Genomic DNA, 22,811 nt, shown 5'->3' with positions numbered 1-22,811 from the left:
CGGTTAAAGCGGGCGGCGGCTTGAAGCAGCCTCAATGATGCGGGCTTCAGGCGCTGAGACCTGTTTGGCGGCCAGTTGGGCGACGTATGCGCGGGCCTGTTGGCCCCAGCGTTGTTGCGGCAAGCTGGTGAGCATGGTCTGCAAAGTGCGGTTCATCACGGCCTGATCAAACGGTTCAGGCAATACTTCTCCTGCCCCGGCGGCGGCAACATAGCTCGCATAGCCGCACACACTGGTCACCAATTGCGGCAAACCGGCCGTCATCGCTTCAATGATGACGATGCCTGCCAGCTCTGAGCGCGCGGCGTGTATGAGCACATCGCAGCCTAGCATCAGCGCCGGGATATCCGGACGGCCCCCAGCTTCAATACAACGGTCGGCGACACCACGCTCGGCAGCATAGGCCTGCATATTGCTGCTGGATTCAAACTCTCCGACGGCGATTAGCCAGCAACGTTGCTTGAGTGTCTCTGGCAGGCTGCTCAAGGCGTTGATTGCACGGTCCACGCCTTTGCGCAAAAAAGCCGAACCGACGGTGAGCAAGACGATGGCGTCTTCTGGTAACGCAAATGCCTGGCGCACATAGGCGCGGTCATCCTGGGCGGCTAAGTCAGCAAATCGCTGCAGCGGGATATTGGGCGGGATCAGGTGAAAGCGTGCCTGGTCGGTACCATACCAACGCTGAAAAATCGCCTGGTCATGCTGGTTAAGCAGCAAAATCTGTGTGCCTGCCTGGGGGCCAAACACGGCCTGCTCTATGGCAGAAAAAAAGCGGTAACGGCCAGACAATTTTTTATACCAGGGTTCGCGTGACATGCGTTCGGCATAGCAGGGATCGGCGGCGAAATAGACATCCAGCCCCGGCATGCGGTTAAAGCCGACAATACGGTCAAACTTGCCTTGCGCAATCCCTTGCTGCATCTGGCGGATCAGCGAGGTGTGTCGGTGATGATTGAGCCAACCGCGGGCCTTGAGCAAGCGGATGTGTATGCCTGATGGTTGTTCGCCACGCCATTCGCCGGTAAAAATGGTGACTTCGTGTCCCAATGCCACACAGTCGCGGGCAATACGCAGCATGTCACGCTGCACACCGCCGTAGGGAAAGTATTTGAATATGAGAAACGCAAACTTCATGCGCTGGCATTGTATGCGAAAATAGCGGCCATGAAACGCATCTTGATCGTCAAAACCACCTCTATGGGGGATGTTATCCACGCTTTGCCGGTGGTGGAAGATCTCTTGCAGCATCATCCCGATGCGCAGATTGACTGGCTGGTAGAAGAAAGTTTTGCCGATATTCCAAGATTGCATCCGCAGGTAAAGCAAGTGTTTACCGTCGCGGTGCGCCGCTGGCGCAAGCAGTGGTGGCGTTGGCAGACCTGGCGTGAAATTTCGGCAGTCAAACAGGCTGTCGCGGCTCAACCTTATGATGCCGTGCTGGATTTGCAAGGCCTGCTCAAAAGTGCGGTGATGGCCACCTGGGCGCGTGGTCCGCGCCACGGCTATGATCGGCATTCCATTCGTGAGCCCCTGGCCAGCCGCTTTTATCAGCACACCTATGCGATTCCCTACCGGCAGCATGCCGTGATTCGGATGCGCACCCTGGCGGCCAGCGCACTTCATTATGCGATGCCATTGGAAAAGCCCAATTACGGACTGTCTGCGCAATGTCCAGATGCCAATAGCATGGCATTTCTCGCTCTCCATGCTACCAGCCGCGATAGCAAACTATGGCCAGAAACTCATTGGGTTGCCTTGGGGCAGTATTATGCGCGGCAAGGATTGCAAATGTGGCTGCCTTGGGGCAATGACATGGAGCATCAACGTGCATTACGCATTGCAGGGCAAGTGCCAGATGCGCTGGTACTGCCCCAAATGGATCTGCAAACACTCGCTCGTCGCATGGTTCATGTGCGGTTCGCTGTTGGTGTTGATACCGGGCTTTCTCACCTGGCCGCGGCATTAAATGTGCCTGTTGTGGCCCTGTATACGGATACTGAGCCAGCTTACACGGGAGTGGCAGCAGGGCGAGTTTCACCTGCGATGAATCTCGGTGGGGCTGGGTTAATGCCGTTAGTGAACGATGTGATAGCCATGCTGGCTCCAATTGCGTGATTCGTGCCGGACGCATTATCAACACCGATGGCCGGGCTATCAACAGCCGCTGGTGACTAAGCTGACGGACATCAATGGTGGCTGGCCATCTGGGCTCAATTGATAAATCACTTTGCAATTTTGTGGGTCTGTTGCACCATCTTTGGTATATACAGTCTGGAAAGAACCGCCTTGATGCTGTGTGTAACTGAAGCCCGTGATATCCATTAAATCTCTAAGACTACCGACACCATCGTCTACAAAAAAACGACCCCATCCCGTCGGATATCCATAATGAAAATAAATCGTCTTGCCTTCTATCACCGTGGTCGGAAATTGCCCACCATCTGCGTTCATATTGCATTCAGGATCCAAAAAACACATGCTTCTACCCATTGTAGCCGCCTGTATAATTGTGCCCTTAAAAGCATATAAAGTCGAAATTCGGGCACTGCTTGCAACATTCGCAAAGCGTGGAAGCGCAGATGCAGCAAGAATACCCAAAATGGCAATGGTGCAAACAAGCTCGACCAGAGTAAATCCTCGATGTTTAAATATCGATGACATGGTGGCAGCATCTCATATCAAATACACGTTTGATTCTATCTTGGAAGCCGCCAAACAATCAGCCAAGAAGATGCAAGATATATTGCTACTTCTTTGCTTGAGTCTGATCTCGATTTTTCTTTTGGGCAAGGATGACGTTTCAAGCACATCAACCCAAGATAGCGCCCTAAATTTTATCTGATGGCCCTTGAAATCTCTGCGACTGCTCCCCATTTGCAAAAAATACCGTAATAAATCTTAGGGGAGCAATATGCAAGAAGAAAATAACGCATCAGCGGCTGAGCCAATCAGCAGTCAGCCTGATGGCCAAACCACAACAGATCTCACGAACGATACTCAAGATGCCCGCATTGCCGAGCTCGAAGCGGCGCTGGAGGAAGCCAAGGCACAGGTGCTGTATGTGAAAGCCGAAGGCGAGAATATTCGTCGCCGCGCTGCTGACGATATTGATAAGGCGCGTAAATTTGCGCTCGAAAAATTCAGTGGTGAGTTGCTGGCAGTGAAGGACAGCCTCGATGCCGCGTTGGCGGTAGAGAACGCCGATGTGGATAGCTACAAAAATGGCGTAGAACTGACTGCAAAACAACTATTGAGCGTATTTGAGAAATTCAATATTGCTGAAATCAACCCGGTGGGTGAGAAGTTTGACCCGAACAAGCATCAAGCCATCAGCATGGTGCCAGCAGAGGGTGAGCCCAATACGGTATTAAGCGTCTTGCAAAAAGGCTACAGCCTGAATGAGCGCGTGTTGCGTCCAGCGCTGGTGACCGTGATTCAGGCAAAATAATCCATATTGTGAACAGGGACTTGAAATCTGTAGAGATGTCCCAATGTTCAGTGCATCAGAGATTGAGATTAACCAAATTTAAAGGATAAGGATAACGACTATGGCAAAGATTATCGGGATTGACTTGGGGACCACCAACTCCTGCGTGGCAGTGATGGAAGGCGGGAAACCTCGTGTGATTGAAAACGCTGAAGGTGCGCGTACCACACCTTCTATCATCGCTTATCAGGAAGATGGCGAGATTCTGGTCGGTGCCCCTGCTAAACGTCAGGCCGTGACCAACCCGAAAAACACCCTGTTTGCGGTGAAGCGTCTGATTGGCCGTCGCTTTGACGAAAAAGAAGTGCAAAAAGACATCGACCTCATGCCTTACACCATTGCCAAAGCCGACAATGGTGACGCTTGGGTCGAAGTACGCGGCAAAAAACAGGCGCCGCCACAAATCTCCGCAGAAGTGCTGCGCAAGATGAAGAAAACTGCTGAAGACTATTTGGGCGAAGAAGTGACCGAGGCCGTGATTACCGTGCCTGCTTACTTTAACGACAGTCAGCGTCAGGCCACCAAAGATGCAGGCCGTATTGCCGGTCTGGAAGTGAAACGGATTATCAACGAGCCAACCGCTGCCGCATTGGCGTTTGGTTTGGACAAACAGGAAGGCGACCGCAAGATCGCGGTGTATGACCTGGGTGGTGGTACGTTCGATATTTCGATTATCGAAATTACTGAGATTGATGGCGAGCACCAGTTTGAAGTGTTGTCCACCAACGGTGACACGTTCCTCGGTGGTGAAGACTTTGATAACCGCATCATCGACTTCTTGGCCGATGAGTTCAAAAAAGAAAACGGTCTGGACCTGCGCAACGACTTGCTGGCTAAACAGCGTCTGAAAGAGGCAGCTGAAAAAGCCAAGATCGAGTTGTCCGGCGCACAACAGACAGAAGTCAACCTGCCGTACATCACGGCAGATGCAACGGGTCCTAAGCACTTGGTGGTGAAAATCACCCGCGCCAAACTGGAATCCCTGGTGGAAGACCTGATCGAGCGCACCATGGCGCCTTGCAAAATGGCATTGAAAGACGCAGGCGTGTCGCCTTCTGACATCTCTGACGTGATTTTGGTTGGTGGTCAGAGCCGTATGCCTAAAGTGCAAGAAAAAGTGAAAGAGATTTTTGGCAAGGAGCCACGTAAAGACGTGAACCCGGATGAAGCCGTGGCGGTAGGTGCTGCGATTCAGGGCGGCGTATTGAAAGGCGATGTCAAAGACGTATTGCTGCTGGATGTGACCCCATTGTCACTGGGTATTGAAACCCTGGGCAGCGTGATGACCAAGCTGATCAAGAAAAACACCACGATTCCGACTAAGGCTTCGCAAGTGTTCTCTACGGCTGAAGACAACCAGAATGCCGTGACGATTCACGTGCTGCAAGGTGAGCGTGAAATGGCCTCAGGTAACAAGAGCTTGGGTCAGTTCAACTTGAGCGATATTCCACCCGCACCGCGTGGCATGCCACAGATTGAAGTGACTTTTGATATCGATGCTAACGGTATTCTGCATGTGTCTGCGAAAGACAAGGCGACTGGCAAAGAAAACAAAATCACCATCAAGGCAAACTCCGGCTTGTCTGAAGAAGAAATTCAGCGCATGGAAGAAGATGCGGCCAAATATGCAGACGAAGACAAGAAACTGCGTGAACTGGTCGATGCCCGTAACCAGGCTGACAGTGTATTGCACAGCGTGAAAAAATCGCTGGGTGAGCATGGCGACAAGATGGAGGCAGATGAAAAAGCCAAGATCGAAGACGCAATCAAGGCGCTGGAAGATGTCGCTAAAGGCGATGACAAAGCCGACATTGAAGCCAAAACCAACGCATTGATGGAAGCTTCGCAAAAACTGGGAGAGAAGGTATACGCTGAGCAACAGGCTCAAGCTAATACCGAGAGCGCACAGCCCCAAGGTGAAAAAACCGTGGAAGGCGATGTGGTCGATGCCGAGTTCGAAGAAGTGAAAAAGGACTAATTCGACACGGCAGGCGAATAGTCGTTAGTCCTCTTGCAGGCTAACGACTTTCGCATTTCTAGACGCTGTTAACTGGACATGAAAAAGGCAAGCAATGGCAGCTGCAAAAAAAGACTATTATGAAGTACTCGGTGTGAACCGGGACGCCAGCGATGAGGAAATTAAAAAAGCCTTTAAAAAGCTGGCGATGAAGTTTCACCCGGACCGTAACCCGGATAACCCTAAAGCCGAAGAGAGCTTTAAGGAAGCAAAAGAAGCCTATGAAGTGCTCAGCGATGAGCAAAAACGCGCCGCTTACGACCAATATGGTCACGCCGGGGTAGACCCGAGCATGGGCGGCGGCGCTGGCTTTGGCGGCTTCGGTGGCGGTGGATTCAGTGATGCTTTTGGCGATATTTTCGGCGATATTTTCGGCGGTGGACGCAATCAGCGTTCCAACGTCTACCGTGGTGCAGACTTACGGTATAACCTCGAAATTTCGCTTGAAGAGGCGGCGCGCGGCACCGAAACCAAAATCCGTATTCCGGTGCAAGCCACCTGTGAAACCTGTCATGGCTCTGGCGCACGGCCTGGCACCTCTCCTGTCACTTGTACTACTTGTAACGGGCATGGTCAGGTGCGCATGCAGCAGGGCTTTTTCTCTGTGCAGCAGACCTGTCCCAAGTGTCACGGCACCGGCAAGATGGTGAAAGACCCGTGCCCAACTTGCCATGGCAATGGACGCGTCAAACAGAACAAGACACTGAACGTGAAAATTCCGGCCGGTGTGGATGAAGGCGACCGCATTCGTTTAAGCGGTGAAGGGGAGGCTGGCGTCAACGGGGGGCCAACCGGTGATTTGTATGTGGTGGTCCACCTCAAGGAACATCCGATCTTCCAGCGCGATGGCGCAAACCTGCATTGCGAGATGCCGATCAGCTTCAGTACCGCTGCCCTTGGCGGCGAAATCGAAGTGCCAACTCTGGATGGCGCTGCCAAAATGAAGATTCCAGCAGAAACACAGACCGGTAGCGTGTTCCGTTTGCGTGGCAAGGGCATCAAGCCTTTGCGCTCTAGCGAGCATGGCGATCTCATGGTGCATGTGGTGGTTGAAACACCGGTGCGCCTGACCGAGAAGCAAAAAGAGTTGTTGCGCGAGTTTGAGAACAGCACCCAGGCGGATGCGGGCAAACATAGCCCGAAGAACAAAAGTTGGGTCGATAAAGCACGCGATTTTTTCAGCTAATTCTTGTCTTTGATCAAAGCCGTTAGTCTGGCGAGCAGCCTTCTGTTAGACTAACGGTGATTCCATTTTTGACTGTTTTATTTAAAACAGTTTTTCAAGCGATTCTTGCAAGTTGTTGTTTTTATTAAAGTTACAATTTAATAACAATTGAATTTTCAGTTTTACAATTCAGTTACAGCTTGGTCAAATTACTGCAATAACTCCTCCATATACTGAACACATCTTTAAACGAAACACAAAATGTTTTGTTTGATGGCTAGGTTTAGTTGATTTTCAACGACTAGCATTGATTTCCTCCTGATCCAAACCCCCTTTTAACCCGCTTTTGCGGGTTTCTTTTTTTGTACTGTTTGCTTTGTGCGCCCGGCTTTGTTGCTTGCACAGGCGGTGCGGGGTGGTCTCTACTGGCAACATCGTTTATGATAGTGCGCATCTAGGTCTGAAATATCCAGGTCTGAAATGATTTCCTCAAGCGCGACTTTGCATTCATACCCTCATGTTAAAAATTGCCATTCTTAATCAGAAAGCCGGAGTTGGAGCGACGACGACTGCGCTAAATCTGGCCGCCGCCTACCAGCGCAAACAACGTCCAGCGTTGTTGCTGGATATGGATCCGCAGGCAAGATTGACCGAGATCTATAAGCACACAGGGTTGAATGTTCAGTCCAGCCTGCTCGATTTTTATGAGCGTGGCACTGCTGTCGCCAACCTGGTTCAAGCGCTACGTAATGGTTTGCAACTGATTACGGCCAATCATGCGTTGAGCAAGCTCGATTCGCAATTTGGCCGTGGACCGGCGACCCTGAGTAAGTTGAATGCGGGCTTGGACACCCTGGCACAACAGCAGCCGGCGTTAACGGTGGTGATGGATTGCTGCCCTTACATGGGGGTGATTTCATTAAGTGCCGTGTTTGCCAGTGACCTGGTCGTGGTCCCTGTGACCACGGATTATTTATCGATTCATTCTGCGGTCAGAATGGACAAGGCGCTCAATGCCTTGCAGCCCGTGCTCAAGCGCAAGATCGCGCGCCGCTACCTGCTCACGCGTGCCGAGTCACGCAAGAGCATGACCACTGAGGTGGAGCAGGAAATGCGCCGCCTGTTTGGTCAGGAGCTGCTCATGACCAAAATTGGTGAGCATGCTGCCTTGAGCGAAAGTCTGCGCATGGGCCAGCATGTGTTTGAGTATGACGCACAAAGTGCCGCCGCCCATGACTATCTGGCGCTTTACTTCGAGCTGCAGGATGTGTCCAGGCAATTGAACCGGCAACCGCTGGCGACGCTTGCCTGAGCGCCACTAAGCTTCACGGCGGCTGCTTAACCACTGCCGCCGCCAGAAAACTAGCAGCATGGCCAAGGCAATGCCCAGCATCATCAACATCGCCCACCAAAAGCCGTTTGGCTCCTTGAGCCAGGGCATTTCATTGAAGTTCATGCCAAAAATCCCCGCAATCAGTGTCGCTGGCATAAACAGCATGGCGACCACGGTCAATGCCCGTACTTCTAGGTTGACGCGCTGACTCAAGCTGGTCATGTAAATATCCATGAGTCCACTCAAGGTGTCGCGGATCGCTTCCAGCGACTCGGTAAAATGCACGGTGTGATCATACAGGTCGCGCAGGTAAGGCACGGTTTGCGGACTAAAGAATCCGTGTTCATTGCGGATCAGGCTATTGAGCACTTCTCGCAAGGGCCATACTGCCCGTCTGAGCTGGATGGACACATGTTTGAGGCGGTGGATATTCTGCAGGTCTTCCGGCGTGGGCTGGTTAAGCAAATGGGCTTCGAGTTGTTCGGCATCCTCATTGATGGCCTCCAGCACCTGAAAGTAACGTTCCATCAGGCTGTCTAGCAGGGTGTAGCATAAGTAGTCCGGGCCACTTTGACGCAGCAAGGCCTGGCCCTGGCGCAGCCGCTCGCGCACGGGCTCAAAACTGCCGGAAGGCCTTTCCTGAAAAGTCAGCAGCCACTCACGACCCAAGGCCATGCTGATTTGCTCGGAGCTCACACTCATGCTTTCAGCATCATAGTAAAACAGGCGCGTTTCCAGAAACAGGTAGTCGGGGTAGGTATCCAGTTTGGGACGCTGTTCGGTGTTTAAAATATCGTCCAGTACCAACGGATGCAGCTTGAAACGACGGGCGACGGCTTGTAACAGGGGAATATCCAGTACGCCGTGCACATTAATCCAGGCCACATGCCCGCCAGGCGCTTGCCAATCAGTGATCTCCTGCATGGTCAGTTGCTGCGCGACTAGCGCTTGCGCGTTGTAGCAAATTTTATGAATGCAGGCGGCGGTTGACTCTGTTTGCGCGGTCGTGTCGGTACCGGTTTGCGGCTTGCCTAACAGTCGATGTTTGCGGTGCGGGTGCTTGCGTTTAGCCATCATGGTCCCAGATCAATAAGCCGTTTCAGCATAAGCGTTCAAGGCCCGGAAATCAACCCGTGGGCGGGGTCGCAGGCAGTCTATGATAAAATAAACAAAATTATTCAGTGAGAGTTCACATGTCTGGCAATACCATCGGCACCCTGTTTACCCTGACCTCATTCGGCGAATCGCATGGTCCGGCCATTGGCGGGATTGTGGATGGCTGTCCACCAGGGCTGGAATTGAGTGCGGCCGATTTGCAAGTCGATCTTGATCGCCGCAAACCAGGGACTTCACGCCACGTCACACAACGGGCTGAAGCCGATGAGGTTGAGATTTTGTCTGGCGTGTTTGAAGGCAAAACGACGGGTACACCGATTGGTTTGCTGATTCGCAATACCGATCAGCGCTCGCAGGATTACAGCAAAATCATGGACACTTTCCGTCCTGGGCATGCGGATTATACCTATGCCCAGAAATACGGTATTCGTGATTACCGTGGCGGTGGCCGCTCCAGTGCACGAGAGACTGCGGTGCGGGTTGCCGCCGGTGCGATTGCCAAAAAATGGCTCAAGCAACAATACGGTGTAGACGTCCGCGGCTATTTGAGCCAACTCGGTGAAATCAAGGTGCCGTTTGTGGGCTGGGAAGCGTTGGCACATGAGGGCAACGCTTTCTTTGCCCCCAATGTTGAGATGTTGCCGCAACTTGAAGCCTATATGGACCAGATCCGCAGTGAGCGTGATTCTGTCGGTGCGCAGATTACTGTGGTTGCCGAACGCGTGCCAGTCGGCCTGGGCGAACCGATTTTCGACCGTCTGGATGCAGATATTGCGCATGCGATGATGAGTATTAACGCCGTCAAAGGCGTGGAAATCGGTGCCGGGTTTGATTCGATTGCCCAGCGCGGCAGCGAGCATTGTGATGAGTTGACGCCAGAAGGGTTTGTCACTAACCATGCCGGGGGGATTTTGGGCGGTATTTCCAGCGGTCAGGACATTGTGGTCAATGTGGCGTTCAAGCCCACGTCCAGTATCCCGCAAGCGCGTCGTTCAATTAATCAGGCTGGCGACGCGATCATGATGCAAACCACGGGCCGTCATGACCCTTGTGTCGGCATTCGGGCCACGCCTATCGTTGAGGCGATGCTGGCATTAGTGCTGATGGATCATGCCCTGCGTCATCGTGGCCAGAATGCGGACGTGCATTCAAACACGCCTCGTCTGTAATTTCACCCGCCCATGGCCTGCGCCTGGGCGGTGACCTTTAAAGCGCACACCTGTCATGAGCCACGCCTTACACTTTAATCTGTCGCGCTTTTATTTCATCTACTACTTTTTTGTCGGTGCGTTCGTTCCCTACTGGGGGCTTTATCTGACGGCCGAATCCTTCAGTCCTGCCGATATCGGCATCCTCATGTCGCTGTTTCAGTTGAGCCGGATCGTCGCGCCCAATCTGTGGGGCTGGCTGGCTGACCATACCCGGCAACGTGTACGCTGGATACGCCTGACCGCGTTTCTCGGCTTGCTGGGATTTGTCGCCATCTTTTGGGCCCATGATTTCAAGACCATGTTTATTGTCATGGTCGCCTTAAGTTTATTTACCAGCTCCACCTTGCCGCTGTCGGAGTCGCTGGTACTGGCGCATTTGGCCAGCACCAACGGCCATTACAGCAAAATCCGTTTGTGGGGCTCCTGGGGCTTTATTGTGGCCTCAGTCTTACTCGGTTACCTGACGGACTGGTTTGGCATAGGCAGCCTGCTCTGGTTTATTCTGCTGGTGCAATGCAGCTTGTTTGGCCTGACCTGGTTATTACCTGAGGCGCATGTCCCACCGCATGCGCAGGATGATTTTTCAGTGTGGCAAATTCTGAAGCAGCCTGCCGTGATGTCTCTGCTGATTGGCTGCGCCATGATGGTGACCGCGCATGGGCTCATGTATAACTTTTATTCGATTTATCTGGCCGAGCATGGCTATAGCAAAGGCATGATCGGCTGGTTATGGTCTCTAGGCGTGATTTGCGAAATTGGCATTTTCATGAAAATGCCCTGGATCATGGCACGCTTTAAACTCAAAACCATTTTGCTGGTGAGCCTGCTGATTGGCGTGGTGCGCTTTACCATGATGGGTCTGGTGCCAGATCAACTGTGGTTGTTGTTACTGGCGCAAACCCTGCATGCGTTTACCTTTGGCAGTTTTCATGCGGCCTCGGTCGAGGTGGTGACGCAATATTTTAATGGCCGTCACCAGGCCAAAGGGCAGGCCATATATAACAGTGTGGCGTACGGGGTAGGTGGCGCGCTGGGTGGCTTACTCGGCGGTTTTGCGTTGCAGTATTTAGGCGGCCAATTGACCTTTACGCTAGCGGCGCTGTTTCCGCTCCTGGGGGCGATCATCGTGGCGGTCGGCCTGCATCTGAATCAACCTTATGCGCGCAATGGCATGTTTAGTCATTAGCGAAGGAGGGCGCATCAGCAGGTATAAAAAAACGGCCTAATGGCCGTTTTTATTTGCTCGCGCTGGTTATGAAAGTCGTTTGTCTTTCTCAATTAATGCATAAGCCGAGTGATTGTGGATAGACTCGAAATTTTAGTTTTGGCCGCTTCGCTTAACATCGAAATCGATGTTAGCCTACACTGAAACTTTGTCAAAACAGATTACTGAACGCGTTTGTCTCTCTCGATCAAGGCATATGCACTATGGTTGTGAATACTCTCAAAGTTTTCAGATTCAACGACGTATTTGATGATACGTTTTTCATCATTGAGTTGTGCTGCGACGTCACGCACCATGTCTTCGACAAATTTTGGATTGTCATAGGCGCGCTCGGTAACGAATTTTTCATCTGGACGCTTGAGCAGGCCATACAACTGGCAAGAGGCTTGTTCTTCAATCAAGGTTACCAGGTCTTCCAGCCACATAAACTCGCTCAATAATGCAGTCACAGTCACATGTGAGCGCTGATTATGTGCGCCGTAGTCTGAAATTTTCTTGCTGCATGGGCACAGGCTGGTCACTGGTACCATGACCTTGACGGTAATCTCGAACTGGCCGTTTTTGATTTCACCGATAAACGTTACTTCATAATCAAGCAGGCTTTTCACGCCAGATACTGGCGCCGCTTTGTTGATGAAGTAAGGGAAACGCATTTCCACATAGCCTGATTCAGCCTCCAGGCGCTCCACCATTTGGCGCAAGATGGTTTCAAATGAATCAATCGAGATGGCACGCTCGTTCATGTTCAATATCTCGACAAAGCGAGACATATGCGTGCCTTTGAAATTGTGCGGCAAGTGCACAAACATATCAAACATCGCTACGGTATGTTGTTCGCCGCCCGTTTTGTCTTTGACAATGACAGGGTGACGGATAGATTTGATGCCGACTTTGTTGATGTCCAGACGACGCACGTCAGGCGTATTTTGTACGTCTTCAATCGTTGTGGGGATCACGGGTTGATTCATTAGGGTTCCATAGCGGGGATGCCCGCCTGTTAGTTAATAGTTGAGTTTACTACTCGGAAATTAATTTCTCAATAGCCAAGCGTATACCGGTCTCGTCTAGACCACAATCCGCAAGCATAGTTTCATGTTTGCCGTGATCAATAAAACGGTCAGGAAGTCCCAGGCAGCGGATGGCTTTCACCACGCCATGCGACTGCAAGCACTCCATGACGGCAGCGCCAGCTCCACCCTGAACAGCGTTTTCTTCCACCGTGACCAGGTAGTCGTGGGTTTGCGCCATGTGCAACACCATCGCTTCATCCAGCGGTTTGATAAAGCGCATATTCACCACGCTGGCATTCAAAGCTTCTGCAGCTTGTAATGCAGGCTGCAGCATGCTACCAAACGCCAGAATTGCCACTTTTACACCCTGTCTGACTTGGCTGGCTTTGCCGATTTCTAGCGTCGCTAACGTGGGCGATACGGTGGCACCGATGCCACTGCCGCGCGGATAACGGACAGCCGCAGTACCCGGATAGTGGTAGCCGGTAGACAGCATCAGCCGGCACTCGTTTTCATCGCTGGGCGCCATGATGACGATCTCCGGGATGCAGCGCAAAAAGCTTAAATCAAAGCTGCCCGCATGCGTGGGGCCATCGGCACCGACCAGCCCGGCACGGTCAATCGCCAGTAACACATCCAGTTTTTGCAGCGCAATATCGTGGATCAATTGGTCGTAAGCGCGCTGTAAAAAGGTCGAGTAGATCGCCACTACGGGCTTAAGGCCATCGCACGCCATGCCTGCGGCAAAGGTGAGGGCATGTTGTTCAGCAATGCCGACATCAAAATAGCGTGCCGGATACGTCTCTGCAAAACGATTGAGACCGGAACCGTCACACATGGCAGGCGTGATGCCTATCAGTTTGTCATCTGCCGCGGCCATGTCTACCAGCCAATCACCAAACACTTGCGTATAGGTCGGACGGTCGCTGTGGCTCAGGCTGTGGCCATTTTCCGGATCAAACTTGCTTACCCCGTGGTATTTGTTCGGGTTGTCTTCGGCCGGGCTGTAGCCTTTGCCTTTTTGCGTCACCACATGCAAGAACTGCGGCCCTTGCAATTGGCGGATATTGCCCAGCGTATCCACCAGCGTGTCTATGTCGTGGCCATCAATCGGGCCAATGTAATTAAACCCGAACTCTTCAAACAGGGTGCCGGGCGTAACCATGCCTTTGGCGTGTTCTTCCGCGCGTTTGGCAAACTCTTTGACTGGCGGCATGATATCCAGCACTTTTTTGCCGCTGCGGCGCACGCTGTCATACAGTTTGCCCGACATCAGGCGAGCCAGGTAATTGTTGAGGGCGCCCACATTGTTGGAAATGCTCATGTCGTTGTCATTGAGGATCACCAGGATATTGGTATCCATGTCGCCCGCATTATTGAGCGCCTCAAACGCCATGCCTGCGGTCATGGCACCATCACCGATAATGGCAACACTGCGGCGATCCAGTCCTTGCGCTTTGGCCGCTACCGCCATGCCTAGCGCTGCAGAAATCGAGGTGCTGGAGTGGCCGGTGCCAAAGGTGTCGTACTCACTCTCATCACGCTTGGGAAAACCGGCAATGCCACCCGCCTTGCGCAGGGTCGCCATGGCTTCGCGTCTACCCGTCAGGATTTTGTGCGGATAGGTTTGATGGCCGACATCCCATACCAAGCGGTCATCCGGCGTGTTGTAAATGTAATGCAGCGCAATGGTCAGCTCGACGACACCAAGGTTGGAGGCCAAATGCCCGCCTGTTTGCGAGACGCTTTGAATCAGAAATGCTCGCAGTTCTGCGGCCAGCACTTTGAGTTGTGTGCGCTCGAGTGCGCGTAACTCAGTAGGGGATTGAATACGGGACAACAGTGAAGTCATGATTAAAAAGGACGCTCACAAATAAATTTGGCAATCCCGCGCAGCGGATCCGCCTGGGCACCATAGCCTGCCAATAATTGCAGCGCTTCAGCATAAAGTGCTTCTACCAGTGTTTTTGCCTCTTCCAGCCCCAGCAGGCTGACGTAGGTGGACTTGTCTTGCAGCGCATCTTTGCCAGCCGTTTTGCCCAGGGTTTGCGTATCTGCCGTTGCATCGAGAATGTCATCGACAACCTGAAATGCCAGCCCCATCTTTTGGCTGTATTGCTCCAAACACTGAATTAACGCGGGTGCGGTTTCTGGTGCCGCATAAGCGCCAAGCAATGTCGCGGCTCGGATCAGCGCGCCAGTTTTATATTGATGCATGGTCTCTAACTCAGCGCGCGTCAACCGTTTGCCCGTACTCTGCAAATCGATGCTTTGGCCGCCACACATGCCACGTGACCCCGTCGCTTGCGCCAATACCTGCACTTGCTTGAGCGCTTGTGGTGCTTGCGTCTCAGCAATGCATTCAAACGCCAGGCTTTGCAGCGCATCACCCACCAAGAGTGCCGTGGCATCGTCATACTGCTTGTGGCAGCTGGGTTTGCCACGACGCAAATCATCATCGTCCATGCATGGCATATCGTCATGCACCAATGAAAACGCGTGTATCAACTCCACCGCTGCCGCACTGGCGTCAGTGGTCATTCTAGATGTCCCAGCCAGTTCAGCGGCAGCATAGCTCAGTAACGCACGCACCCGTTTACCTCCACCGAGCACCGCGTAACGCATGGCTTCGTGCAGGCGTTCAGGCAATATTTGCTCACCGGGCAAGAGGCGAGCCAGCACCTGCTCCACATGTTGTTGATGTGCGCGTGCCCAGTGATCAAAGACAAAAGCAGAAGTGGTCATGAATAAACAGGAAAGTGGCTGGCGGGTTAATTCGCTTCGAAGGGCGTCAGTTGCTGTTGTTGGTTAAGCAGCATCACGGTTTGTTCTGCTTGCTCTAAAGAGGTTTGGCAAGCTTGTAACAATTGCACGCCCTCAGTATAGGCTGCCAGCGAGGCCTCTAGCGGCAATTCGCCTGACTCCATGCGCTTGACGATGGTTTCTAGCGCCGCCAGGCGTTCGGCAAAACTGGGTTGATCACTCACCGCAGACGGTGTTTTTTTGGGAGCACTCATGAAAATAGGCCTATGAAAACGCTGGCTATTTTAACAAAACTCCCCCTGCTTGCGGGATTATTCTCAAGATAGGGTTATTGCGCTGGTGGCAGCACCTTGAGCAAAAATTGGCGGATATCGTTGATTTCTTCGTCGCAAACACTATGCGGCATATCGTATTCATGCCATTCCACCGCATAGCCTGTGTCCTCGAGTGTTTGCCGCGACGCTTGCGCGGTTGCCATGGTAATTACGCTATCAAAACGACCATGCGCCATCCAGATCGGGCACTGTTGGTTGGCTGGGTGTTTTTCTTGGGAGAGTTGGCTCTTTAAGGGTAAGTATGTGGAAAGCGCCAGAACGCCTGCCAACGTTTGGGGAAAACGCGTTGCCGTATGCAAAGCCATTGCCCCGCCTTGCGAAAAGCCTGCCAGTAAAATGCGGTGCGCCGGGATGCCCTGCGCAATTTCTGCTTCTATCATCGCATTTAATGTTGCTTGCATGCTGTTAATCCCGGCTTCATCTTGCGGGCTGTCCGGCTGTAGCCCAAAAATGTCATACCACGCCCGCATTTCGTAACCATTATTGAGTGTGACAGGACGGTAGGGGGCGTGTGGCAGGATAAATTTGATATGCGGCAGGTTGAGCATCTGTACCACAGGCTCAAAGTCGTGGCCGTCGGCTCCTAGGCCGTGGAGCCAGATGACCAAGGCACTTCCTGCTTGAGAGTTAATTATTCTTTCTAACACTATGAAGTTATCCTTTTTTGATAGAAAGCTAAATATTAGCAAAGAATATTAACGCTTATTGTTAATGCACGAGAGTCCGTTAAGTTTCAGTGTAGCTAAGCCTAAAAAAAGCCTCGTATCAAATACGAGGCTTTCTTGAACCGATACTTAAATTAAATTATCAGCTTATGCTTGGCATAAAATTATTTTGCAATTGAACATGCGCCAGCATTTGTCATTAAGCAAGTGATATTTTTACCGCTGCCACCAACTGGTTTAAATGTTAAGGATGCTTCTAAATCCGCAGGGGCCTTTACTGCTTCACAATTATTTGCTGCATAATCAAGTGGGGTTTTACTTAAACTTAATTGTGTATATGCGCGTTTGGAATAAGCTGTGGCCTCTTCCATACAGCTGCCATCGTGAGCATCTTTTATGTAGTCGCTGTATGCCGGAATCGCTACTGAAGCCAAAATACCAATAATCGCAACTACGATCATCAATTCAATCAGGGTAAAACCTTGTTGTGCGTGTTTTTTCATCATGTTTTCCTTCAAGTCAAGTTTAAAGTCAGTTACTTCTTTGTTTAAGTCACTGCTTTTTCAACAGTGTTGGCTAACCCTAAAGCAACAGGTGTGCCAGTCCGATTTTTTGTTTTGTAACTGATTGAAAAATATGAATTAAAGGGTTTTTGTGCTTTATTTCTTCGAATTGAATTTAAAAAGTGAGGGCTTGGTTGCGATTAGTTAAGCTGACAGAAAGTGACAGGCTTTGCCCATCTTTGACAGAGTAGGTGATGGTTTTGGGCAGGTGGTTTGGCTAAATGCAAAAAAGGGATTGTGTGGTACACAATCCCTTTACTTGGTGCCAGTCGCTTGCTTTTGGCCGTGACTGATTTGCAAAAACAGTATTGTTTACAACGTAAGACTTACCAGAATTTCCACCAGGGTTTACTGTTGCCTTGCGATTTTTTTCCAGAACCCTGGCTAATTACTTTCCCGATTCGGCAACCTTTTTCAGGCTTTCGAGACCTGGATCAAAAAAGTCGTCGAGCGCCTTGGTCGCGGCATCATCATTTTGCTCAGGCTTTGGAATGTTAGAGGAATCGGCGCGAGTGTAGCTGCCTTTGACTGAAACGACGGTGTCATTGCCATTGGCAGTCACTGTGATCATTGGGTAAAAGTTAGCAAACTGTAATGTACTTTTTTCATACACATATTCATATTTAACGCGCATGCCAGCGTCATCAATGAAACGCAGTTTTTCGTACATGACGCCGCCGTTTTTCAGTTTGACGGTGCGGTAGGTGGCATCGTCGCCGTTTTCATCTTTTTTCTGCTCTACGGTGGTAGACGCAACACCCGCGTGCCAGGCTTGTTCGTTACCAAAGTCTTTGACCAATGCCCATACTTTGGCCGCTGGCGCTTTGATGGTCACGCTTTTTTCAAAGCGTAAGGCTGCTGCACCGTGCGCACCAGCTGTGAGTGGGATCAACGGCAATAAAGAAACAGCAATCATGCCTAGAAATTTTTTCATTACATATCTCCTGAAATTTACAGACTTCTAAAACGCTTTTAAAACTTAAAGCTCAATTAAAACTTGAGGGTGAATCGGTAAGCGGTCAAAGTGTTTTAAAAAACAATCCGAGACTTTACCCAAAAATAAACTTCTTTGCGACTAATTCATTGGTCATCCTGTGAAAAAATCAAAAAATAGATTGCTTTGGCTCTGCACAGCCCTTTTCTTGCTATTTCGCTTCGAGAATAAATTGCCCGAAAGAGCGGCATAACTTGGGACTGCTGATCGTTTGCGTCACGGTATTGGTGAGTGCATCAATGATGGAGACATTGTCTGTGCCCCAGTTGACGACCAGTACCTGATTGCTGGCCTTGTCGTATTCAATGCCCTCGGGATATTCGCCCACAGCGATGGTTTTGATGGTGTTGCCGTTGGTCAAATCAATCACCGATACGCTTTCAGCGTGATTGTTACTCACGTAAGCACGACGGCCATCTGGACTGATCGCCACGCCATAAGGGTGCTGCCCGGTTTTGACGGTGCTGGCCTGATAGGTCTCTACATTCAGCAAGGTCAGCGTGTTGCTGACCACATTAACGACAAACACGGTTTTACCATCCGGGCTCAAGCTTAGTGCAAAGGGATGCAGGCCTACGGGCACTTGTGCAATGGTTTTCAAGGTTTTCGTATCGACCACGGTGACATCGTTACTGTCGCGGTTGGCGATAAACAGCTTTTTGTTATCTGCACTGACCAGCAAGCCGGAAGGGGTTTTGCCCGCTTTGAAGGTTTGCTGTTTTTCAGGATGCGCAGTATCCACTGCAATCACTTGCTCGCCGCCCCAATCGGCCACGTACAAGGTTTTCTCGTCGCGGCTTAAAGCAATGCCAACGGCTTGGGCGTTGACCGGAATTTCTTGCACTGTTTGTTGGGTGGCGCTATTGATGACTGACACGGTTTGGCTATTAGCGTTGCTGATATACACGCGCTGCTTTTTAGGTGCGATAGCCACCCCGACTGGGGCTTTGCCCACCGCAATGGTACGCGTGACTTGCTTGCTGGCGATGTCCAGCACGGATACGCTGTCACTGCCTTGATTGGTGATGTAAGCGAGGTTGCCCGCTAACGCGAAAACGGGCACACCAAGCAAGAGAGGGGCAAAAAACTTCATACTTGCCAACGGGAGACGGATCGAGAGCCCGGTCATAAATCTGGTTGAAAATCGCTTGAGCATGGGCAAACAACGCATGCTCTTGTCTCTGGTTGACAGTGTTTTCATGGGGCGCATGATGGATTTTAAATAAATTGGCGAGTCTGCTTTTCAATTTTATACACCTTGCCGGGCTTGCGCATGCTTTTGACGGTTGTCCTTTCATTAAAGGCTAAAGTGTGAAAAAATTGCATGAAATATTGAAGGCAGTTTTTTATGTTAGATCGTGATGGATACCGTCCAAACGTCGGAATTGTGCTTTGCAATACGCACAATCAGGTGTTTTGGGGCAAGCGTATCAGGGAACATGCATGGCAGTTTCCGCAAGGTGGCATCAAATATGGTGAAACGCCTGAGCAAGCCATGTATCGTGAATTGATGGAAGAGGTTGGCCTCAAGCCTGAGCACGTTAAAATTCTGGGCCGTACACGTGACTGGCTGCGCTATGACGTGCCTACCAGCTGGGTCAAGCGTGAGTGGCGCGGAAGCTACAAAGGACAAAAACAGATCTGGTTTTTGTTGCGCCTGATCGGGCGTGACAGTGATGTGTCATTGCGCGCGACCGAGCATCCCGAGTTTGATGCCTGGCGCTGGAGTGAGTATTGGGTGCCGCTGGAGGATGTGATCGAATTCAAGCGCGAGGTCTATCAATTGGCCTTGAATGAATTGGCGACTTTTCTGCATCATCCTGCCAGGCGCCATTATCCTAAAGCGCGCAAACCTTCGGCCGTGACCAAGCAGCCGCCCATCGTAACGCCAGAGTAATGTTCATGCCTGGTTTATAACCAGCTTGCTGTTGCGCGATCTTGCGGTAATATCCACTGCGGTCTCAGGCCGTGGCAGGTGTAGCCGTTTGGGTAACGCAGCAGATAATCCTGATGCTCCGGTTCTGCCAGCCAGAAATCTGTTGCGGGCGTAAGCTCGGTGACAATTTTGCCGGGCCAGATGCCTGAGGCGTTCATTTCAGTGATCAATTGTTCGGCAACGGCTTTCTGTTCTGCTGATGCATAAAAAATGGCTGATCTGTAAGAGGGCCCCAAATCGTTACCCTGGCGGTTAGGCGTGGTCGGGTCGTGAATCTGAAAGAAAAACACCAGTAATTGCCGCAGGCTGATCTGCGCGGGATCAAATACAATCTCAATCGCCTCGGCATGGTTGCCGTGATTTTTGTAAGTGGCATGGGGCACCTCTCCGCCGGTATAGCCTACCCGTGTGCTAATGATGCCTGGCAGTCTTCTGATTAAATCCTGCATGCCCCAAAAGCAGCCCCCCGCCAGAATAATGTTGTCTTGCATAACCTTCCTCTTTCATCACAAGCAGCCCTGCGTGGTCAAAATGACCGGGTTTTAAATATGGGAATGCTTGAGTCGTGTATCAAATCAAACACTTACTGTCTGTCCAGTATAGTGTGTTTAGGTTAAAATACTTCATTTTAGTTCTAACAATGTTGGGGAGCATATGTCAGTCAAGGTAGGCATTAACGGGTTTGGACGGATAGGTCGCATGGCGTTGCGTGCGGCAATTGAGCAGCCAGAGTTCAGCAATATTGAAGTGGTGGCGATTAACAGCTCATATGATGTTGAATACATGATGTATTTGCTCAAGTATGACTCAGTCCATGGTCGGTTTAATGCCAAAGTAGAAGCTGAAAATGGCGCGTTGGTGGTGAATGGTAAGCGTATCCATTTGACGGCTGAGCGTGACCCGAACAATATTGACTGGCGTCAAGGCGGTGCAGAGATTGTGGTGGAGTCCACCGGCGCCTTTTTGACTCAGGAAACCTGCCAGCCGCATATTCAAGGCGGTGCCAAAAAAGTAGTGCAATCTGCGCCGGGTAAAGATGATACTCCCATGTTTGTATTTGGCGTGAATCACCATGAGTATGCTGGTCAGGCCATTATTTCAGCGGCTTCGTGTACCACCAACGGCTTGGCGCCTTTAGCCAAAGTCTTGCACGATAGCTTTGGTATCAAGCGTGGCCTGATGACCACCATTCATGCCGCCACTGCATCACAACTCACGGTTGATGGCACCTCCAAAAAAGACTGGCGCGGCGGTCGCAGTGTGTTTGAAAACATTATTCCTTCGAGTACAGGCGCGGCCAAGGCGGTCGGTAAAGTGATCCCGTCGCTGAACAAAAAGCTGACCGGGATGGCGATGCGCGTGCCTTCTGCAGATGTGTCTGTCGTAGACCTGACCGTGGAGCTCAATAGCGAAACGACTTATGAGGCCATTTGCGCGGCCATGCAACAAGCCGCTGATGGCGCGCTGAAAGGTGTGCTGGAGTACACCAACGAGAAGGTGGTTTCCAGTGACTTCCGTAGTAGTGCCGCTGCCAGTGTATTTGATGCCGATGCTGGCATTATGCTGGATCCGACCTTTGTTAAAGTGGTCGGCTGGTATGACAATGAATACGGATATACCTGTAACCTGCTGCGTCTGGTTCAACACATTGCTTAATCATGCACGGGGCTTTATGCCCCGTTTGCTTTTGCCACACAGTTTTTTATCCTTACCAGTTTATATTCAAGCGGCGCCGACCGCTCAAGGGAGACCTTCATGAAATTCATCAAAATGACCGACCTCGATTTACGTGGCAAGCGCGTCTTCATCCGTGCGGATCTCAATGTGCCGGTAAAAGATGGCGTAGTGACCAGTGATGCCAGAATTGTGGCCAGCATGCCCACCATAGAATATGCATTAAAAGCCGGCGCCAAAGTGATGGTGACCTCACACTTGGGCCGTCCTGAAGAGGGCGTGTATACCGAAGAAAACTCCCTGAAGCCCGTGGCCGATGTCATGAGCAAGCTATTGGGTCAGCCGGTCCGCCTGGTGAAAAACTGGCTGGCACCGAATGCGCCTGAAGACAGTTTGACCACCGAGGATGGTCAGTTGATTTTGCTCGAAAACTGCCGCTTTAATGTGGGTGAGAAAAAAAACAATGATGAGCTGGCCAAAAAGTACGCCGCGCTCTGCGATGTATTTGTCATGGATGCCTTTGGCACTGCGCACCGCGCCGAAGCCTCCACCCACGGCATTGCCAAATTTGCACCTGTCGCCTGTGCCGGTATTTTGCTGACCGAAGAGCTGGATGCCTTGAGCCAGGCCTTGCTGGCCCCGGCACGTCCGCTGGTGGCGATTGTGGGCGGGTCTAAAGTCTCTACCAAGCTCACCGTGCTGGAAAGCTTGTCTGACAAAGTGGATCAACTGGTGGTTGGCGGTGGCATTGCCAATACCTTCCTCAAGGCTGCGGGTCATGAAATCGGCAAATCGCTGTGCGAAGACGACCTGGTGGAAACGGCCAAAGGCCTGATGGGGAAAATGGCTGCCCGTGGCGCTTGTGTGCCGATTGCCAAAGATGTGGTGGTAGGTAAGCAGTTTGATGCGAATGAGCCTGCCGTGAAAAAAGCCGCAACTGAGGTCGCTGCGGATGACATGATTTTTGATATCGGCGCGCAATCCGCGGCTGAGTTGGTCGATATCATCATGAAAGCCGGTACCGTGGTCTGGAATGGCCCGGTTGGTGTGTTTGAGTTTGACCAGTTTGGCGAAGGCACCAAAACCATTGCCAAGGCGATTGCCGAAACCAGGGCGTTTACGCTGGCTGGCGGCGGTGACACCATTGCCGCCATTCAAAAATACGACATTTATGACAAAGTGTCTTACATCTCTACGGCCGGCGGGGCGTTTCTGGAGTTTCTGGAAGGCAAGACCTTACCTGCGGTGGCCATGCTGGAAGCGCGTGCTGCCTAGTTTTTGCTCACCGCGGTGAGCTGCTCTCGGACTTAGCCCGGA

22 protein-coding genes are annotated in these 22,811 nt (G+C 51.4%); 10 read left to right on the top strand and 12 right to left on the bottom strand.

Annotation, left to right across the window (positions count from 1 at the left end; translation table 11 throughout):
• Positions 1 to 3: 3 nt before the first annotated feature.
• Positions 4 to 1,134, bottom strand: a complete 1,131-nt coding sequence (locus INP77_RS08745; RefSeq protein WP_194748662.1) for a glycosyltransferase family 4 protein — start codon at positions 1,132 to 1,134, stop codon at positions 4 to 6.
• Between the two features lie 30 nt (positions 1,135 to 1,164).
• Here INP77_RS08745 and waaC point away from each other — a divergent pair, with 30 nt between their 5' ends.
• On the top strand, positions 1,165 to 2,115 hold the full coding sequence (gene waaC / locus INP77_RS08740) for a lipopolysaccharide heptosyltransferase I (protein ID WP_228518833.1): 951 nt from the start codon (positions 1,165 to 1,167) through the stop codon (positions 2,113 to 2,115).
• A 39-nt stretch (positions 2,116 to 2,154) separates the two neighbouring features.
• On the opposite strand, the gene INP77_RS15040 is transcribed toward waaC, so the two are convergent.
• Positions 2,155 to 2,661 carry a type II secretion system protein gene (locus INP77_RS15040; protein WP_194748661.1) on the bottom strand — a complete coding sequence of 169 codons (507 nt, stop codon included), beginning with the start codon at positions 2,659 to 2,661 and terminating at the stop codon, positions 2,155 to 2,157.
• Positions 2,662 to 2,911: 250 nt separating this feature from the next.
• On the opposite strand from INP77_RS15040, the gene grpE reads away from it, so the two are divergent.
• The 4 genes from grpE (at position 2,912) to INP77_RS08715 (ending at position 7,981) form a co-directional block, all read left to right on the top strand.
• On the top strand, positions 2,912 to 3,448 hold the full coding sequence (gene grpE, locus INP77_RS08730) for a nucleotide exchange factor GrpE (protein ID WP_194748660.1): 537 nt from the start codon (positions 2,912 to 2,914) through the stop codon (positions 3,446 to 3,448).
• Positions 3,449 to 3,548: 100 nt separating this feature from the next.
• A complete protein-coding gene (gene dnaK, locus INP77_RS08725; protein WP_194748659.1) occupies positions 3,549 to 5,465 on the top strand; it encodes a molecular chaperone DnaK in 1,917 nt (638 codons plus the stop codon).
• Positions 5,466 to 5,559: 94 nt separating this feature from the next.
• Positions 5,560 to 6,690: a molecular chaperone DnaJ gene (gene dnaJ / locus INP77_RS08720; protein WP_194748658.1), complete on the top strand. Its 1,131-nt coding sequence runs from the start codon at positions 5,560 to 5,562 to the stop codon at positions 6,688 to 6,690.
• Between the two features lie 496 nt (positions 6,691 to 7,186).
• Positions 7,187 to 7,981: a ParA family protein gene (locus INP77_RS08715; RefSeq protein ID WP_194748657.1), complete on the top strand. Its 795-nt coding sequence runs from the start codon at positions 7,187 to 7,189 to the stop codon at positions 7,979 to 7,981.
• Positions 7,982 to 7,987: 6 nt separating this feature from the next.
• On the opposite strand, the gene corA is transcribed toward INP77_RS08715, so the two are convergent.
• Positions 7,988 to 9,076, bottom strand: coding sequence for a magnesium/cobalt transporter CorA (corA, locus tag INP77_RS08710; RefSeq protein ID WP_194749098.1), 1,089 nt, complete (start codon positions 9,074 to 9,076; stop codon positions 7,988 to 7,990).
• Between the two features lie 119 nt (positions 9,077 to 9,195).
• Between corA and aroC the strand changes: the two genes are divergently transcribed.
• Entirely contained in the window at positions 9,196 to 10,287 is a 1,092-nt protein-coding gene (gene aroC / locus INP77_RS08705) for a chorismate synthase (protein WP_194748656.1), read from the top strand.
• Between the two features lie 55 nt (positions 10,288 to 10,342).
• Complete coding sequence (locus INP77_RS08700; RefSeq protein WP_194748655.1) at positions 10,343 to 11,515, top strand: MFS transporter; 1,173 nt, start codon at positions 10,343 to 10,345, stop codon at positions 11,513 to 11,515.
• A 200-nt stretch (positions 11,516 to 11,715) separates the two neighbouring features.
• Here the strand turns inward: INP77_RS08700 and folE2 are convergent, their stop codons facing one another.
• The 8 genes from folE2 to INP77_RS08660 all read right to left on the bottom strand — a co-directional run bounded on the left by folE2 (position 11,716) and on the right by INP77_RS08660 (position 19,085).
• A complete protein-coding gene (gene folE2 / locus INP77_RS08695) occupies positions 11,716 to 12,522 on the bottom strand; it encodes a GTP cyclohydrolase FolE2 (RefSeq protein WP_194748654.1) in 807 nt (268 codons plus the stop codon).
• Between the two features lie 49 nt (positions 12,523 to 12,571).
• Entirely contained in the window at positions 12,572 to 14,416 is a 1,845-nt protein-coding gene (gene dxs, locus INP77_RS08690; protein WP_194748653.1) for a 1-deoxy-D-xylulose-5-phosphate synthase, read from the bottom strand.
• Between the two features lie 2 nt (positions 14,417 to 14,418).
• Positions 14,419 to 15,309, bottom strand: coding sequence for a polyprenyl synthetase family protein (locus tag INP77_RS08685; protein WP_194748652.1), 891 nt, complete (start codon positions 15,307 to 15,309; stop codon positions 14,419 to 14,421).
• A 26-nt stretch (positions 15,310 to 15,335) separates the two neighbouring features.
• Positions 15,336 to 15,581 (bottom strand): exodeoxyribonuclease VII small subunit, encoded by a 246-nt coding sequence (locus tag INP77_RS08680; protein WP_194748651.1) that lies wholly within the window; start codon positions 15,579 to 15,581, stop codon positions 15,336 to 15,338.
• Positions 15,582 to 15,655: 74 nt separating this feature from the next.
• Complete coding sequence (locus INP77_RS08675; protein ID WP_194749097.1) at positions 15,656 to 16,312, bottom strand: alpha/beta fold hydrolase; 657 nt, start codon at positions 16,310 to 16,312, stop codon at positions 15,656 to 15,658.
• Positions 16,313 to 16,491: 179 nt separating this feature from the next.
• Positions 16,492 to 16,830, bottom strand: a complete 339-nt coding sequence (locus INP77_RS15035) for a prepilin-type N-terminal cleavage/methylation domain-containing protein (protein WP_194749096.1) — start codon at positions 16,828 to 16,830, stop codon at positions 16,492 to 16,494.
• Positions 16,831 to 17,278: 448 nt separating this feature from the next.
• Positions 17,279 to 17,824: an SRPBCC family protein gene (locus INP77_RS08665; protein ID WP_194748650.1), complete on the bottom strand. Its 546-nt coding sequence runs from the start codon at positions 17,822 to 17,824 to the stop codon at positions 17,279 to 17,281.
• Between the two features lie 211 nt (positions 17,825 to 18,035).
• A complete protein-coding gene (locus tag INP77_RS08660; RefSeq protein WP_228518831.1) occupies positions 18,036 to 19,085 on the bottom strand; it encodes a beta-propeller fold lactonase family protein in 1,050 nt (349 codons plus the stop codon).
• Between the two features lie 147 nt (positions 19,086 to 19,232).
• On the opposite strand from INP77_RS08660, the gene INP77_RS08655 reads away from it, so the two are divergent.
• Positions 19,233 to 19,781, top strand: a complete 549-nt coding sequence (locus INP77_RS08655; RefSeq protein ID WP_194748649.1) for an RNA pyrophosphohydrolase — start codon at positions 19,233 to 19,235, stop codon at positions 19,779 to 19,781.
• Between the two features lie 14 nt (positions 19,782 to 19,795).
• Here INP77_RS08655 and msrA read toward each other — a convergent pair whose 3' ends face one another.
• Positions 19,796 to 20,311, bottom strand: coding sequence for a peptide-methionine (S)-S-oxide reductase MsrA (gene msrA, locus INP77_RS08650; protein WP_194748648.1), 516 nt, complete (start codon positions 20,309 to 20,311; stop codon positions 19,796 to 19,798).
• A gap of 163 nt (positions 20,312 to 20,474) precedes the next feature.
• Between msrA and gap the strand changes: the two genes are divergently transcribed.
• Complete coding sequence (gap, locus tag INP77_RS08645) at positions 20,475 to 21,476, top strand: type I glyceraldehyde-3-phosphate dehydrogenase (protein ID WP_194748647.1); 1,002 nt, start codon at positions 20,475 to 20,477, stop codon at positions 21,474 to 21,476.
• A gap of 99 nt (positions 21,477 to 21,575) precedes the next feature.
• Entirely contained in the window at positions 21,576 to 22,769 is a 1,194-nt protein-coding gene (locus tag INP77_RS08640) for a phosphoglycerate kinase (protein WP_194748646.1), read from the top strand.
• Positions 22,770 to 22,811 lie beyond the last annotated feature (42 nt).

This window comes from Methylophilus sp. 13 (assembly GCF_015354335.1).
GTDB lineage: Bacteria > Pseudomonadota > Gammaproteobacteria > Burkholderiales > Methylophilaceae > Methylophilus > Methylophilus glucosoxydans.
The sequence above is the reverse complement of the archived record's forward strand: the minus strand, read 5'-3'. Positions and strand labels throughout refer to the sequence as shown.